The sequence below is a fragment of the Selenomonas ruminantium subsp. lactilytica TAM6421 genome, from assembly GCF_000284095.1.
Classification (GTDB): Bacteria; Bacillota; Negativicutes; order Selenomonadales; family Selenomonadaceae; genus Selenomonas_A; species Selenomonas_A lactilytica.
This window is the reverse complement of record NC_017068.1, coordinates 402,833-418,756: the sequence shown is the minus strand read 5'-3', so window position 1 is coordinate 418,756 and position 15,924 is coordinate 402,833. Positions and strand designations below refer to the sequence as shown.

The 15,924-nt window shown below is 52.3% G+C and carries 16 protein-coding genes; 2 read left to right on the top strand and 14 right to left on the bottom strand.

Annotated elements, in window-relative coordinates; genetic code table 11:
* Positions 1-121: 121 nt before the first annotated feature.
* Positions 122-2,698, top strand: a complete 2,577-nt coding sequence (locus tag SELR_RS01980; protein ID WP_014423524.1) for a cell division FtsA domain-containing protein — start codon at positions 122-124, stop codon at positions 2,696-2,698.
* 64 nt (positions 2,699-2,762) lie between these two features.
* Here the strand turns inward: SELR_RS01980 and hcp are convergent, their stop codons facing one another.
* The 3 genes from hcp to SELR_RS01965 all read right to left on the bottom strand — a co-directional run bounded on the left by hcp (position 2,763) and on the right by SELR_RS01965 (position 5,983).
* Positions 2,763-4,397: a hydroxylamine reductase gene (gene hcp, locus SELR_RS01975; RefSeq protein WP_014423523.1), complete on the bottom strand. Its 1,635-nt coding sequence runs from the start codon at positions 4,395-4,397 to the stop codon at positions 2,763-2,765.
* A gap of 253 nt (positions 4,398-4,650) precedes the next feature.
* The gene (locus SELR_RS01970; RefSeq protein ID WP_014423522.1) at positions 4,651-5,271 is read right to left on the bottom strand and encodes a hypothetical protein; all 621 of its coding nucleotides are present in this window, start codon (positions 5,269-5,271) and stop codon (positions 4,651-4,653) included.
* 148 nt (positions 5,272-5,419) lie between these two features.
* The gene (locus SELR_RS01965) at positions 5,420-5,983 is read right to left on the bottom strand and encodes a TMEM165/GDT1 family protein (protein WP_014423521.1); all 564 of its coding nucleotides are present in this window, start codon (positions 5,981-5,983) and stop codon (positions 5,420-5,422) included.
* A 236-nt stretch (positions 5,984-6,219) separates the two neighbouring features.
* Between SELR_RS01965 and SELR_RS01960 the strand changes: the two genes are divergently transcribed.
* Positions 6,220-7,776: an alanine/glycine:cation symporter family protein gene (locus SELR_RS01960; protein ID WP_014423520.1), complete on the top strand. Its 1,557-nt coding sequence runs from the start codon at positions 6,220-6,222 to the stop codon at positions 7,774-7,776.
* Here the strand turns inward: SELR_RS01960 and SELR_RS01955 are convergent.
* The 11 genes from SELR_RS01955 to SELR_RS01905 all read right to left on the bottom strand — a co-directional run bounded on the left by SELR_RS01955 (position 7,741) and on the right by SELR_RS01905 (position 15,901).
* Positions 7,741-8,175, bottom strand: coding sequence for a DUF3592 domain-containing protein (locus tag SELR_RS01955; protein WP_041914228.1), 435 nt, complete (start codon positions 8,173-8,175; stop codon positions 7,741-7,743). The genes SELR_RS01960 and SELR_RS01955 overlap by 36 nt on opposite strands.
* Positions 8,176-8,244: 69 nt before the next feature.
* On the bottom strand, positions 8,245-8,688 hold the full coding sequence (locus tag SELR_RS01950) for a F0F1 ATP synthase subunit epsilon (protein ID WP_014423519.1): 444 nt from the start codon (positions 8,686-8,688) through the stop codon (positions 8,245-8,247).
* Positions 8,689-8,691: 3 nt separating this feature from the next.
* Positions 8,692-10,104, bottom strand: a complete 1,413-nt coding sequence (atpD, locus tag SELR_RS01945; protein ID WP_014423518.1) for a F0F1 ATP synthase subunit beta — start codon at positions 10,102-10,104, stop codon at positions 8,692-8,694.
* A gap of 23 nt (positions 10,105-10,127) precedes the next feature.
* The gene (atpG, locus tag SELR_RS01940) at positions 10,128-10,976 is read right to left on the bottom strand and encodes an ATP synthase F1 subunit gamma (RefSeq protein ID WP_014423517.1); all 849 of its coding nucleotides are present in this window, start codon (positions 10,974-10,976) and stop codon (positions 10,128-10,130) included.
* 20 nt (positions 10,977-10,996) lie between these two features.
* Positions 10,997-12,514 carry a F0F1 ATP synthase subunit alpha gene (gene atpA / locus SELR_RS01935; protein WP_014423516.1) on the bottom strand — a complete coding sequence of 506 codons (1,518 nt, stop codon included), beginning with the start codon at positions 12,512-12,514 and terminating at the stop codon, positions 10,997-10,999.
* A 23-nt stretch (positions 12,515-12,537) separates the two neighbouring features.
* Complete coding sequence (atpH, locus tag SELR_RS01930) at positions 12,538-13,080, bottom strand: ATP synthase F1 subunit delta (RefSeq protein WP_014423515.1); 543 nt, start codon at positions 13,078-13,080, stop codon at positions 12,538-12,540.
* Positions 13,074-13,577: a F0F1 ATP synthase subunit B gene (atpF, locus tag SELR_RS01925; RefSeq protein ID WP_014423514.1), complete on the bottom strand. Its 504-nt coding sequence runs from the start codon at positions 13,575-13,577 to the stop codon at positions 13,074-13,076. Before atpF ends, atpH begins: the two co-directional genes overlap by 7 nt.
* A 38-nt stretch (positions 13,578-13,615) precedes the next feature.
* A complete protein-coding gene (gene atpE, locus SELR_RS01920) occupies positions 13,616-13,867 on the bottom strand; it encodes a F0F1 ATP synthase subunit C (RefSeq protein ID WP_014423513.1) in 252 nt (83 codons plus the stop codon).
* A gap of 44 nt (positions 13,868-13,911) precedes the next feature.
* A complete protein-coding gene (gene atpB / locus SELR_RS01915) occupies positions 13,912-14,586 on the bottom strand; it encodes a F0F1 ATP synthase subunit A (protein ID WP_014423512.1) in 675 nt (224 codons plus the stop codon).
* A gap of 34 nt (positions 14,587-14,620) precedes the next feature.
* On the bottom strand, positions 14,621-14,968 hold the full coding sequence (locus SELR_RS01910; protein WP_158645765.1) for a hypothetical protein: 348 nt from the start codon (positions 14,966-14,968) through the stop codon (positions 14,621-14,623).
* A gap of 471 nt (positions 14,969-15,439) precedes the next feature.
* Positions 15,440-15,901 carry an Hsp20/alpha crystallin family protein gene (locus SELR_RS01905; RefSeq protein WP_014423509.1) on the bottom strand — a complete coding sequence of 154 codons (462 nt, stop codon included), beginning with the start codon at positions 15,899-15,901 and terminating at the stop codon, positions 15,440-15,442.
* Positions 15,902-15,924: the final 23 nt, after the last annotated feature.

Below are 15,924 nucleotides of genomic sequence, written 5' to 3'. Positions count from 1 at the left end.
TATCACACTCGTTTCTATAACTGTTTTTATAAGATTTTCGGCAAAAAACAGGATTATAATGTATATTTCGCGAAATAATAAAAATAACCTTTTAAAATTACGCAAAGTGAGGAGTTTTTTTATGCCAACAATCAAGAAAAACACCACTGATATACAACCTACGGAAAAAGCCCCTGCGCCTAAGAAAACAACGGCCCGCACGGCTAAAAAGCCAAAGCCTGCCGAACCTCCCGCAGAAGAACTGCGGCCGGAAATTGTAGAGGCTATCAATGTTATTAAAACACCGCCACCCAAAGCTGTCAAGGAGCATGAGCGGATTTTTGCCCTGGACATCGGCACCCGCAGTGTCATCGGCATTGTGGCTGAAGAAGGCGATGACGAAAATCTCCATGTCATCGCCACGGACAGGTTGGAGCATAAGACGCGGGCCATGCTGGACGGTCAGATCCACGATGTGCCTCAGGTAGCCGCCGTGGTGGAAAAAGTCAAGAATGCCCTGATTGAAAAGACCGGCCCCATCAAGACCGCCGCTGTGGCCGCCGCCGGCCGTGCCCTCTACACCATGACCGCCGAAGCGGAGATGGAAGTCAACGGCCTGATCACCGCCGAACAGCAGCGCAACCTGGACTTTGCCGGGGTACAGGCCGCCCAGGCAGCTCTGGCCGAAAGCCATACCGTGGACGATCCCACCCGCTATTACTGCGTAGGCTACAGCACCATCCGCTACGTTTTGGACGACATCCAACTCAAGATGCTGATTGGCCAGCGGGGCAAGAAGGCCAAGGCCGTAGTCATCGCCACCTTCCTGCCCCGGCAGGTCATCGACTCCATGCAGTCAGCCCTCCATGCCACCAATCTGGAAATGCGGGCCCTGACCCTGGAGCCGATTGCCGCCATCAACGTGCTGATCCCGCCCACCATGCGCCATCTGAATCTGGTGCTGGTGGATATCGGCGCCGGCACCTCCGACGTGGCCATCACCAAGAACGGCTCCGTCATTGCCTATGGCATGGTGCCACTGGCCGGCGATGAAGTCACCGAAGCCATCAGCCAGCGCTTCCTGCTGGACTTCAACATTGCTGAACGCATCAAACGGCAGGCCTCCGTGGGCGAAGATGTAAACTTCACCGACATTTTGGGCGTGGAATACAATCTTTCCGCCGCCGAGGTTCTCGATCCGGTGATGCCCAATATCGAAAATTTGGCCAACGCCATTGCCAAACAGATCTTTGAACTCAACGGCGACACGCCCCAAGCTGTCATGCTGGTGGGCGGCGGCTCCCTTACCCCCGGTCTTGCCCAATTCGTGGCCGATGCCCTGGGCATGCCGGAAAACCGCGTAGCTGTGCGCAAACCCGACGCCGTCAATGGCATTGTGGATATCCCCGAAGAACTGCATTATCCCGATGCCGTAACCCCCTTGGGCATTTTGAAGATTGCTTCCCTGAACACCCTGCATTTCCTCTCCGTCTACGTCAATGACGAGGAATACAGCCTGTTCAACTTCCGGGAACTCACCGTGTCCGATGCCTTGCTGAACGCCGGCATCAATATGCGCAAATACAATGGCCATCCGGGACTGGGCCTGATGGTCAATATCGGCACCGAGAAAAAATTCTTCCCGGGCACTTTGGGCACCTTTGCCAAGATCATGCTGAATGAGGAAGAGGCTGATCTCGATACGGTGATCCGCGACGGCGCCCGCATCACCGTGATCCCCGGGGAAAACGGCACCACTCCGACGGTACGGCTGGGCGACCTCGTGACCGCCGGACAGGAATACACCATCTACATCAACGGCCGGGAAAAACATATCCGCCAGAAAGTCACCGTCAACGGCAAAGAGGCCGAAGCTGACCAGCTGCTGGCCGACGGCGATGTGATTGAAAGCCGGGAATTCAAGAGCCTGGGCGAAGCCCTGCTGGCCGCCGGCTACCCGCCCACCGGCCGCAAGATCCACTATACCCTGAACGGCAGAGAAACCACTTACAGCTGTACGCCAGAAATCCTCCTCAACGATATTCCCGCCAGCATTTCCATGCCCATCCATGAGGGGGATCATGTGGAATACATGGCCGACGAAGATCCGAAGCTCGGTGACATCCTGAATATCAAAAACTCCGATACCTCCGTGATGATCTACTACGAAGGCAAGGAATTCGCCATTCCCTCAGCCAATGTGGAACTCATGGTCAATGGCCGTACTGCCAGCCCCGGCACCATCATCGACGATGGCTGCGAAGTTACTTACCATACTTCGGAACGCATGGTGACTACGGTCAGCGATGCCCTTTTGGCCGTCAACTTCCAGCCCCCCGCTGCCACCAGCCGGGTGAACTTCACCATCCTGGTCAATGGACAGCCCGTCGACTTTGTCGATCCGGTCAAGAACGGCGATACGCTGGAAGTGAAACTGACCAGCCGGGATGTGCCTATTACACCATCCCTGTCCGCCCCCAACGCAGGCACAAGGATTGCGCCGGAAAATAGCGCCGCCTCCATCCCCGTAACGCCTGCCCCCGCTTCCATTCACGGCGTCCCCACCCTTTCCACCATCAATGCCGCCGATGCGGCGCCCATGCGCCACGCCGAGCCCAGTAAACACATCCCGGGGCTTGCCGAAGCCATTGGTCAGAATACGGCACCAACGGAAAAGCCCATCCGCCGCTCCATTGCCGATTTCATCCGCCGTGATTAAAGGATAACAACACAAAATCCTCGCAGAATGACTAAATCCTGCGAGGATTTTCTTATATTTAATATCAGCCTATCATCTTTTTGATATCTTCTTCCACCGTGGAAATCGTGCCGATACCGAAGGTCTCCACCAGCACCTTCGCCACATGCGGAGAGAGGAATGCGGGCAGCGTCGGCCCCAGATGGATGTTCTTCACGCCGAGGTGCAGCAGGGCCAGCAGCACGATTACGGCCTTCTGCTCATACCAGGCAATATTGTAGGCAATGGGCAGCTCATTCACATCAGCCAGGCCAAAGACTTCCTTGAGTTTCAGGGCAATCAGGGCCAGGCTGTAGGAGTCATTGCACTGGCCGGCATCCAACACCCGGGGAATGCCGCCGATATCCCCCAGATCCAGCTTGATGTACTTGTACTTAGCGCAGCCGGCCGTGAGGATCACAGTATCCTGAGGCAGAGCCTTGGCAAATTCCGCATAATAATCGCGGCTCTTCATGCGGCCATCGCAGCCAGCCATCACCACGAACTTCCTGATGGCGCCGCTCTTGACCGCTTCCACAACCTTATCCGCCACAGCAAAGACCTGCTCATGGGCAAAACCGCCTACAATCTGCCCCTGCTCCAGTTCCGTCGGTGCCGCGCACTTCTTCGCCAGCTCAATGATGACCGAGAAATCCTTCGTGCCATCAGCCTTGGCCTCGATATGCTGGCAGCCAGGCACTCCCGTAGCGCCTGTGGTGAAAAGGCGCTCCTGATAGCTGGACTTCGGCGGTACCACACAGTTGGTGGTCATGAGAATCGGGCCATTGAAAGCCTCGAATTCTTCCTTTTGCTTCCACCAGGCATTGCCATAATTGCCCACGAAATTATCGTACTTCTTGAACTTTGGATAGTAATGGGCCGGCAGCATCTCACCATGGGTATATACATCCACCCCCGTGCCCTGAGTCTGTTCCAACAGCATTTCCAGATCCTTGAAATCATGGCCAGAAATCAGGATGCCCGGATTATTGCGTACGCCCAAATCTACCTTGGTGAGTTCCGGATTGCCATAAGTCTCCGTATTGGCCTTATCCAGCAGGGCCATGCCATCTACGCCCCACTTGCCTGTCTCCAACGTCAGGGCCGTAAGCTCATCCGCCGTCAGGCTGTCATCCAGCAGCTTGGCCAGAGCCGACTGCAGGAAGGCATCAATGGCCTCATTCTCATAACCCAGCACATTGGCATGCTTCTGATAAGCCGCCAGACCTTTCAGCCCATAGGTGATCAGTTCACGCAGGCTGCGGATATCCTCATTCTCGGTAGCAAGCACGCCAACTTTAGCGGCCTTGGCCGCAAAGCCATCCTCCGTATCATGCCACAGAGCTGCAGCCGGCAGATTTTCCCGGTCAGCCAGCTGTGCCAAAAGCTCCTGCTTCGTCTGTAAGGTCTGGGACACCCGCGCACCAATGGCCTCCTGATCAAAATTGGCATTGGTGATGGTGATGAACAGATTGATAGTAATCAGATAATTCACCTGTGGGCTGACCTTCTTCCCCTCAGCCCGCAGACGGGTGGTAACCGCCGACAGCCCCTTGGTCACATAGATCAGCAGATCCTGCATAGCCGCCACTTCCGGCTTCTTGCCGCAGACACCCATCTGGGTGCAGCCCTTGCAGCCAGCAGTTTCCTGACACTGATAGCAAAACATCTTCATTTCCATAATGCACTCTCCTCGCTACACGCTTTCGTCATTCACTGGCTTTATTATAACGGCAGCAAGGCTTGCTGACTGTAACGCTTGTTACACCTTGAATCGCATTTATTTACAGACATAAAGCAAGATGAAAAATCCATCGGATTTTTCATCAGCCCTTACACGAAATCTAAGTCATTCTGCGCCTAACGGCTTGACTGACTAAAATTTCATAGTAAAAAGGCCGCAAACAAAAGTCTGCGGCAAAATGAACATGTCTTTAAGCAGCGATGTCAACATTCCCTCCAGTAGCTGGTTTGGGCTTGTAATTGCTGATCTGGGCATTAGCCTTTTGGAACTGGCTATTACCCAGCTTCGTCTCATTGCCAAACTGAGATACACGCGTCACATCGAGGGCTGCTTTCATGCTGTGCGCTGTGTTTTGCTCACCTTGTTTGGAAATCTGCTTGACCTGCTGCTGGAATTTGCTGGAACCAAGTTTCGTCTCATTGCCGAAGTTTGACACCTCGTAGTAAGACTTCGCCTTATCCATGATTTGAGAGGTATTTTTCATCCCCTCGTTATTGGTCTTCTGATTGTCACGCTGGAAGGCACTGGTGCCTATTTTCGTATTGTTACCGAGATTGGACGCCTTATATATAGCCGCCGTCTCCTTGGCAATCTGCGAGGTTTCCCGTTCACCAATGCTGATAACCGTATCGTTATTGCGCTGGAACGGGCTGGTACCCAATTTGGTTTCATTGCCGAACTGCGATACTTTGCTATAAGACGCTGCCTGGTCGCTACGCTCTTTAGTCGCTTGCATTCCCACAGAATGAACCTCGCGATTGATTTGCGGGAAACTCGAAAGCGTCGTAGCCCCTACACCCGAGATACCCATAATCGATCCCTCACTTTCCCTGAGACATTCCTTAATCCTTTATATATAGGTATACAGCCCTAATATAATTATAAACAGTTTTTGTCTATGTTGCAAGTGGTTGAGCGATATTTATTATTGTTTATTAGTGTACTCGTAGCGGCCGGAATCAAAATAACGCCTGAATCAGGCCTAACGTCCCAAAAAGAATGAACAATCCTGCCGAAATCTTCTGCATGGTGGCCGTAGAGACTTTTTTCTGCAGATAATTACCTGCCACCAGGCCCATGCCATCGGCCAGGATCATGCCCGCGACAGCCCCGGCAAAAACCATCAGCCAGCTGCCATAGTCAGCCGCCAAGGCCACTGCCGCGAGCTGTGTCTTATCCCCCATCTCGCCGATAATGAAGGTCAGCGCCACTGTCACCACCGGGCCAAAACGGCTGGTCTGGCATTCTTCTTCCTCATCGCCATCCTCGCCCTTCAGCGACCAAAGGCCAAAACAGATAAAAAGGATTGAGGCTGCAATGGCCATTTTTTCCGCGGGCAGGAAGCTGCCGATAGTTGCACCTAGCAGCACCGCCAAGGCATGTACCACGATGATTCCCAAAGTCATGCCAACAAACACCCGGCGGCTGTCATACCGACCAGCCAGCGCCATCACGAGGAACTGCGTCTTATCCCCCATCTCGGCAAAAAAAATCAACAAAAACGCCGCCCAAAAGGCTTCCATGAAATCCACTCCTAAATTTTTACACAAATGATAGCTCTCATTATAACGCTATTGTTGAGATTTTGTCGATAGAATTTTACAGCATCAATATGCAAAACAGCCTGTATGCGCACAGACTACAAAATACACAGCACAAACACCAATATCCATATTATATTCGGTGTGTTACAATTGAGACAACAGGTTCGGCAGTCATCCGGCTGCTTATCTAAACGTGTCACAGGAGGTCTTAATTCATGTATGAACTAATCGGCAGCATTTGTGCTGTCTTCCAGAATCTTGCCGATCTGGTCTGGGGATTCCCCACGAATCTGGAATGGTATGCCCGGCTCCCCGTTATTGGGGAATTACCGTTGGTCATTATCCTTTTGGTGGGTACAGGTATTTATTTCACCCTGAACCTGCGCTTTGTGCAAATCAAATATTTCCGTTATGGCCTGCGCACCCTGATAAATAGTCAAAAATCAGAGCAGGGCATCAGCCCTTTGGCCGCCTTTCTTCTCTCTACGGCCATGCGAGTGGGCCCCGGAAATATTCTGGGCGTAACGGGTGCAGTTTCCACAGGTGGTCCCGGTGCCTTGTTCTGGATGTGGATATCCGCGTTCTTTGGCATGGCGACCGCTTTTGTGGAATCAACACTCTCACAGATCTACAAGGACAAGCAAGGCGATGAATACGTCGGCGGCCTCCCCTGCTATGGGCGGAAACTTTTAGGCGGAGCGGCAGTTGTCGGCGGAGCTTTGAGCCTGCTGTATATCGTCTATGCCCTGCTCTGCATTCCGGCTCAGGGCTTCAATACCATATCGGCCATGACCGCCATCACGCAGAATATAACAGGCATGGAGCTGGCTGCTGACAGCACGCTTGTCTGGGTTTTCTTTCTGTTGCTGATGGGCGTGACCACCTTTTCTATCTTCGGCGGACTGCGCCGTATTACCAAAATCACAGATGTACTCGTGCCCATCATGGCCGTTATCTATGTGGCCGCAGTTGTGATTATGGTTGCCTTGAACCTTGATCGCCTGCCCTGGTTCTTCTATGTGGTCGTGACCGAAGCATTCCAGCCCGAGCCGATCTTCGGCGGTGCCTTAGGCCTTGCTCTCTCCCAGGGTATCAAACGCGGCCTCATGAGCAACGAAGCTGGACAAGGCACGCTTTCGATGCCTGCCGCAGTCTCTCATGCCAAACATCCCTGCGACCAGGGCATCATTCAGGCCATCGGCGTCTTCCTTGACACCATGGTTATCTGTACGCTGACAGGCTTCGTCCTCATCATGGGACAAGCATGGCTCGGCAATGGCGCTGCGGCTTGGATGGAAATGGGCCGTCTGGAAAAATTCCTGTTCTCCTGTGCACAGCTCTTAGGCGGTGGTGTTGGTTATGGGCTGGCTACGCTGGTTATCAGCATCTGCTTTGGCATCTTCGCCTTTACCTGCCTGCTGGGTTTCCTGTCCTTCTCGGAAATCTGCGCCCGGCAGATTTCCCATAACAAGATGTTCATTGCTGTTGTCCGTCTGGTAAATCTGACGGTACTGGCCTTCGGCATGGTCACCAACATTGCCGGCTTTGACCTCAGCGCCCTCTGGAACCTCAGTGACTTTGCCAACATCGTCATGGTCTGCTGCAACCTGCCGCTCCTCTATCTGGGTTTCGGCCAAGTAAAAAAGGCCTTCGCAAATTTCGAAGGCCAGAAGGAAGAATTCAATTCTGAAACATTTGGTACGCCCGTGCCAGTTTGGGACGAATGCAGCACAGCATCAACTTTGCACATGATAAAGGATGCCCAGAGTTAATAACGTCATCAAGGTAAGACTCCACCCCACCAACCGAAAAATCATAATCAAGCGATCATAGTTCCCAATGTTGGCATAAAAATTGCTTGGATTACCCGGTTCATAGTACAAGACGGTCTCAGCATATAATTCGCCTTGTTCCGATAAACCGACAGATGATTTCTCCTCATAGTGCTTTCCCTGTACGTCATAAGCATATACCGGAAACCAAAAGTAATCCGTTGCACTACCATAATCATGCGCGACTCTTTCATGCGACCAGCGAACCACCGTCCCCTTTGTCTCTGCCGTACAAACCGCTAATTTCTTTTTTATCTTCCATTTTATACCGACGGCTACCAATATGAATATAACGCCTACGAGCATAATAAACGCTGGCGCTAATAACCACTCAGACATATTTAATCTCCTCACATATGATATACATGGAAACGGCTTGCAGATTTCTCTGCAAGCCGTTTTCATTGCTTATTTCAGATTCTCGATTTCTGTTCCCGTAGCATGCAGGCGGGCGATTGCACGCCGCAGGGCCAGCTGGGCACGTTCGATATCGATATTTCTGGCCTCGTCGCCTCCCTGATGGAAAGCAGCGATACGCTCCTTGGCGCGGTCCATGGCACGCTGGGCACGATTGATGTCGATATCAATGGGCTGTTCAGCGGCGGTGGCCAGCACCGTGATCTTTTCCGGCGTGACTTCCATGAAGCCGCCGGACACAGCGATAAGCTGTTCGTCCCTGTCGGAACCATTGAGGCGCACGCGCATGGCATGGGGCAGAAGGCCCGTCACCAAGGGAGCGTGCTTGGGCAGGATACCGAGCTCACCGCCCGTGGAACGGACGATCAGCATGCCGATATCTGCGGCATAAACCACTTTATCCGGGGAGACAATCTCTAGCTGGATCGTAGCCATAGATTATCCCTCCTTTTCCAAGGTCTTTGCTTTCTCCACAGCCTCGTCAATGTTGCCTACCATGTAGAAGGCAGCTTCCGGCAGGTCATCGTATTTACCTTCGAGAATTTCCTTGAAACCACGAACCGTTTCTTTCAGCGGCACGTATTTGCCCGGGGAACCGGTGAATACTTCGGCCACGAAGAAGGGCTGGGACAGGAAACGCTGAATCTTACGCGCACGGGATACGGTGAGCTTATCTTCGTCAGACAGTTCTTCCATACCCAGGATGGCGATGATATCCTGCAGTTCCTTGTACTTCTGGAGCACAGCCTGTACGCCGCGGGCCACCTGATAGTGTTCCTCGCCGAGAACTTCGGCATTCAGGATACGGCTGGTGGAATCCAGCGGGTCAACGGCGGGGTAAATACCCAGCTCGGCAATCTGACGGGAAAGTACCGTCGTTGCATCCAGGTGGGTGAATGTACCAGCCGGTGCCGGGTCAGTGAGGTCATCGGCGGGCACGTATACGGCCTGTACGGAGGTGATGGAACCTTCCTTGGTGGACGTGATACGTTCCTGCAGCGCACCGATATCGGTGGTCAGCGTCGGCTGATAACCTACGGCAGACGGCATACGGCCGAGAAGTGCGGACACTTCGGAACCTGCCTGAATGAAACGGAAGATGTTATCGATGAAGAGCAGCACATCCTGATGCTGAACATCACGGAAGTATTCTGCCATGGTGAGGCCCGTCAGACCTACACGCATACGAGCTCCGGGGGGTTCATTCATCTGACCGTATACGAGAGCGGTCTTGCCGATAACCCCGGATTCCTTCATTTCGCCCCAAAGGTCATTGCCTTCACGGGTACGTTCGCCTACGCCAGCGAATACGGAGTAACCACCGTGCTCAGTAGCGATGTTATGGATCAGTTCCATGATGAGCACGGTCTTGCCTACGCCGGCACCACCGAACAGGCCAATCTTACCGCCGCGGGCGTACGGTGCGATCAGGTCAACGACCTTGATGCCCGTTTCCAGTACCTGGTCACTGGTTTCCTGGTCTTCGAACTCAGGAGCCGGACGATGGATGGGCCAATACTCAGCGGCTTTGACCGGAGCAGGATCCTTGTCAACAGTCTGGCCCAATACGTTGAAGATACGGCCCAGAGTGCCTTCACCAACGGGAACGCTGATGGGCGCGCCAGTATCTTCGGCTTCCATCCCGCGGGTGAGACCATCCGTAGAGCTCATGGCGATGCAGCGGGTTACGCTGTCGCCCAGGTGCTGCATGACTTCGACCACCAGGTCGATGTCCACTTCACCGGCTTTGCCCTTGATGGTGATTGCGTTCAATATTTCCGGCAGTTCGCCTGCCGGGAATTCAATATCTACGACAGGTCCGATAACCTGTACGACTTTACCTTTTGCCAATGGTAAACCTCCTTACGATGCCCTTATTTCAGAGCTTCGGCACCGCCAACGATCTCGGTGATCTCGTTGGTGATACCTGCCTGACGTACCTTGTTGTAGTAGAGGTCCAGTTTGCTGATAAGCTCTTCTGCGTTGTCCGTTGCATTGCTCATGGCGTTCATGCGGGAGCTGAGTTCGCTTGCCGCAGACTGCAGGAGCGCTGCATAGATGGTGGTGTAGAGATACTGCGGCAGCAGGCTCCCCAACACCGTTGCTGCATCCGGTTCATAGATGTACTCGGTAACCGGGCCATCGGATGCCTCTGCCTCGAAAGGCAGGAGCTTCAACACCTGCGGTTCACAGTTGATAGCCGAGATGAATTTCGTATAAACCATCTGCACTTCGCGGATTTCCCCCGTCTTGAAGCGTTCCACCAGATCATCGGCCAGTTTTTTGGCCAGATCGAAGTTGGGGCGCTCGCTGACGCCGATGACGCTTTTCACTACGTCATAGCCGCGATTCTTGAAGTGGCTGGTACCCTTGCGGCCAACGATGACCATGGGGGTATTCTTCTTATCCTCTACCAGTGCTTCCGCTGCCTTGCAGGCGTTGGATGAATATGCACCGGCGAGGCCCTTGTCACTGGTGACAAGCAAAATGAGCTTCTTGCCATCCTCATGCTTAGCCAGAAGTGGGTGGGAAAAATCATTTCCCGCAGTGGCAGCAATCTGCTGCACCACCTGCACGACTTTCTCTGCATAAGGTTTGTTGGCCAGGGCGGCCTCTTTCGCATGGCGCAATCTGGAAGTTGCAACCATGTTCATGGCACTGGTTATCTGCTTGGTACTCTTTACGCTCTTAATGCGATGGCGGATGTCCTGTAAACTAGCCAAAAAGAATCACCTCGCTAACCTTATGCCATTTTGTATGTTACAGTTTCCTTGAATTCCTCGATAGCTTTCTTCAGATCTGCTTCGATGGCATCGTCAAGTTTCTTCTGTTCGGCAATCTTAGCACCGATATCCGGATGCTGAGCACGCATGAACTTCAGGAAGTCATTATGGAACTCAACGACTCTTTCCACCGGAATATCTGCCAGGAACCCGCGGACAGCGGTGAAGATCACCATAACCTGTTCCTGTACGAGGAGCGGGCTGTACTGGGCCTGTTTCAGGGTTTCAACCATGCGGGCACCGCGGTCGAGCTGTGCCTTGGTGGCCTTATCCAGATCGGAAGCGAACTGGGCAAATGCTGCCAGCTCACGATACTGGGCCAGATCCAGACGCATGGTACCGGCAACCTGCTTCATAGCCTTGATCTGTGCAGAACCACCTACACGGGATACGGACAGACCTACGTTGATAGCCGGGCGGATACCGGAATAGAAGGCATCGGATTCCAGCATAATCTGACCATCGGTGATGGAGATAACGTTGGTCGGAATGTAGGCGGAAACGTCGCCGGCCTGGGTTTCGATGATCGGCAGAGCCGTGATGGAGCCGCCGCCCAATTCGTCATTGAGCTTTGCTGCACGTTCCAGCAGACGGGAATGCAGATAGAATACATCACCGGGATATGCTTCACGTCCGGGCGGTCTTCTGAGCAGCAGGGACATGGCGCGGTATGCGGCAGCGTGTTTGGTAAGGTCATCATACACGCAGAGGCAGGCCTTGCCCTGATACATGAAGTGTTCCGCCATGGCAACACCGGCATAGGGAGCCAGATACTGCAGCGGAGCGCTGTCAGCTGCCGTTGCGGCAACGACAATCGTGTACTTCATGGCACCGGCTTCTTCCAGTGTCTTCACCACGCGGGCTACCGTGGAAGCCTTCTGACCGATGGCAACATAGACGCAGATACAATTCTGGTCATGCTGGTTGAGGATGGTATCTACAGCGATAGCCGTCTTACCGATACCACGGTCACCGATGATGAGTTCGCGCTGGCCACGGCCGATCGGTACGAGGGCATCGATAGCCTTCAGACCAGTCTGCAGCGGTTCCTTAACGGGCTTGCGGTCCGCAATGCCCGGTGCGCGGTACTCAACGGGACGGAAGGTGTCGGCTTTGATTTCGCCCTTGCCATCGATCGGACGGCCAATGGCATCCACAACGCGGCCGATCATAGCTTCGCCTACCGGCACCTGCATGATCTTGCCCGTGCGTTTTACCTGCGCACCTTCTTTGATCTGGGTTTCGCCGCCCAGGATAACGGCACCTACGTTGTCCTGTTCAAGGTTCAGGACCAAACCATATATATCATTACCAAAATCCAACAGCTCACCGGCCATGGCTTTTTCGAGGCCATGGATATGGGCGATACCGTCACCGATTTCGATAACCGTGCCAACTTCATCGACGTTCAAGTCTACTTCGTAGTTCTTGATTTGGTCTTTGATGATGGCCGTTATTTCTTCCGGATTCATTTTCATAACTTAGCTGTCACCCCAGTTTCTCACTTGCTCGTCAGTAATTCTTTTTGCAGCGCCTGGAGGCGTCCGGCTACACTGCCGTCGATACGGCGGTCGCCAATCTTGACCACCACGCCGCCCAAAAGGGCCGGATTCTCGTGGAGGCGCAATTCCACCTTTTTCCCGGTAACCTGCTGCAGTTTCTGAGCGATTTTTTCCTGCTGTGCCTTGGTCGCGGGCTGAGCCGTGGTCACATCGGCAATGACAATACCGCGTGCGGCGTTGGCCATTTCCCGATACTGCTCGGCGATAACCCCGAGAAGGGCAAAGCGGCGCTTGTCCACCAGGAGCAGCAAGAAGTGATAGATGCTCGAGGAAAGCTCCCCTTCATACATCTTGGTCACCAGTTCTTTTTTCGCCTTGCGCTCCACCTGCGGATTGGCAAAGAAGGCCTTGGCTTCCGGAATAGCTTCGAGGTCTTTCTTGACTTCGAGCAGTTCCTCGCCATATTTTTCCAGTTTGCCTTCTTCCTCAGCCAGTTCAAAAATCGCGCGGGAATATTTATGTGCAAGCTGTAAGTTTAGCATGGCAGATCACCAATCTTATCCTTGTCCAGCTTATCCACAAATTCCGAGATAAGCGCTTCATTTTCAGCCGAATCCATATTCTTGGCGATGATCTTGCCGGCAGCTGCCATGGAAAGCGACACCATTTCGACGCGCAGTTTCTCAACAGCCTTGGCTCTGTCGCGCTCAATATCTGCCTGAGCGGACTTCTTCATCTGCTCGATATCGGCCTTAACCTTCTGCTCCTCTGCCTCACGGAACTCAGCAGCACGCTTTTCCGCATTCTTCTGAATCTCTTCAGCTTTCTTGGTAGCGGCAGCAAGTTTTGCCTTGTATTCGGCCAGCAGCTTGTCTGCCTCTGCCGCATCGGCATCGGCTTTGTCAAGGCTTTCCTGAATCTTATCCTGACGGGCTTTGAGCATATTCACCACGGGCTTATACGCAAATGCACGGAGCAGAACTACCAAAATCAGGAAGTTGATGATCTGTGCAAAAAACGTCCCATTTAATTCGATCAATTCCTATGCCCCCTTTTCGTAAAGTTCATCAAAGAAAATTATTTGATGAGCGGGTTTGCATAGAGCATGATGAGGGCGACAACCGTTGCAATGATAGCCATGGACTCGATCAGACCAACGGAGATCAGGGTGTTGGTGAAGAGCGTGCTCTTTGCTTCCGGCTGGCGGGTGATACCTTCGATGAAACGGCTCGTTACGAGACCATCACCGATACCAGCGCCGATTGCGGCCAGACCCATCGTAATACCTGCGCCAACGAGAGCAGCGGCTACCATAATTGCGTTTTCCATGAAAAAATCCTCCTTAAAACTTTAACTCAAATTCCCAGTTTGTCTTAACCTTCTTCTTCACTCTTCACTGCGTTGGCAAGATATGCCATGGACAGCATGGTGAAGATGAAGGCCTGTACTCCACCGATGAAGATACTGAACGCCAGCCAGATCACTGACGGGATCGGCATCCAGATTGGCATGAGCTGCAGCAGGATGATGATAAGAATTTCACCTGCCAGAATGTTGCCGAATAGACGGAAGGCCAGCGTAATTGGCTTAGCGACTTCCTCTATGGCGTTGATGATGACAAAGACCGGCGTGGGCTGGAAGAAATGAGCGATGTAATGACCGCCCTTCATATAAAGCCCCAGTCCGTGTACCATCACGATGACCAAGAGTGCAAGGCCTAAAGTGGTGTTCAAGTCATTTGTCGGCGATGCCATCTTTGGGATAAGTCCCAGCCAGTTGGAAACCAGCAGGAACATAAAGAGCGACACGACAAAGGGCGCCAGAAAGCGTCCGTTCTTGCCCATGGTCGCATCGATCTGCTCATGGAGCCAGACCACGATTGCTTCCACCACATTCTGCCAGCCTTGCGGCACCATCTGCAGATTGCGGGTTGCCAGCACTGCGATAAGCAGTACGATCGCCATCGTAATCCAGGTCATGACCAGAGTTTCCCAATTGAAGGTAAAGCCGGCAAACTGCACTACTTCGCGAACACCGATTTCATGCATATACCTCAACCTCCTCCCAGGAATTCCTGAGTTACTATTTCGCGCTATTCATGCGGATCATAAGAACCATAGCCCAGGCATAACAGAGGACAAAGCCCAACGCCACCATGCTGAACACCTGCGTAGAAATCTGGACGGCTGCGAACAGGACAATAAATAATACCAGTAGTCGCAAAACCAGCCCCCAAAGCATTTGCCGCTTCGCATTGCCAGCTGAAAGTGACGCGGCCCTCCACAGCCGCATGGACATGTTTCCCAAGAACACCAGGCCTGTAATGAAGCCGATGATAAGCGCCCCGATAAGCTCTGCCGTGCCATTGGCTGCCAGCATGCTGCCTATCGCGAGAGTGATTACCCCCAACCCCATTATAAACCTTTTCATGAATATCGACAAAACTTCTTTCATATTCCTCCTTCGGCCCAAGAGCCTTACAGTTGAATATCCGGGCTAATGCCCACTTCTTATTATTCAACATAAAGCTTAAAAATCCTTTAACTAAAACAAAATTTTTTCATTTTTTTTTAGAAAATTTTATAGGCCAGGAAAATATTTATGGACTAAACAAATGCAATTATTTATATTTATATTACGATAAATTAATCGGCGCATTTTATCGTGTTTAGTCGCAATGACTATTATAGGCAAATTATTGTTAAAAGGCAAGCAGTAATGAAAAATATTAATAAATTATTTTATTTTCAATAAATATGATAAATCTTAACATAACAGATTGTAAAAATTAAAGCAAAGGCCCCCTGGGATAATATTTTTCGGAACGTTTGGCGGCGAAGCCGTCTCAGTGGAGAAAAACATTATCCCAGGGGGCCGATAGCACGTATTAACTTTAAAAACTTACCGGATATTGATGGTGGTGCTATGCTGCACCTCTGCCGCTTTCGGCATCTTCACCTGCAGCACACCATCCTTGAATTCCGCATCGATCCTGCTCTCATCGATATTGTCGATATAGAAGGACCTGCTCACGGAGCCCATGCGGCGTTCGCGGCGGATGTAATTGCCCTTATCATCCTTGTCGCCAGAATCACTCTGTTGCTGGGCGGCGATGGTCAGATAACCGTTCTGATAGCTGAGGTTTACATCCTCCTTCTTCATGCCCGGCAGATCTGCGGTGAGTTCATAATGATCGCCATTATCCTTGACATCCACCCGTATACCGCCACCGGCACTGAAATCCGACATCGTGGGGAAGAAATCATCATGGAAGAACGGCTCATTGAACACATCCCAGATACTGCGCGGAGCATTACCTGCTGCCAAATCCTTACGACCGCCAAATGGAACCAGACCAAACATAATCAGCAACCCCTTTCTCATAT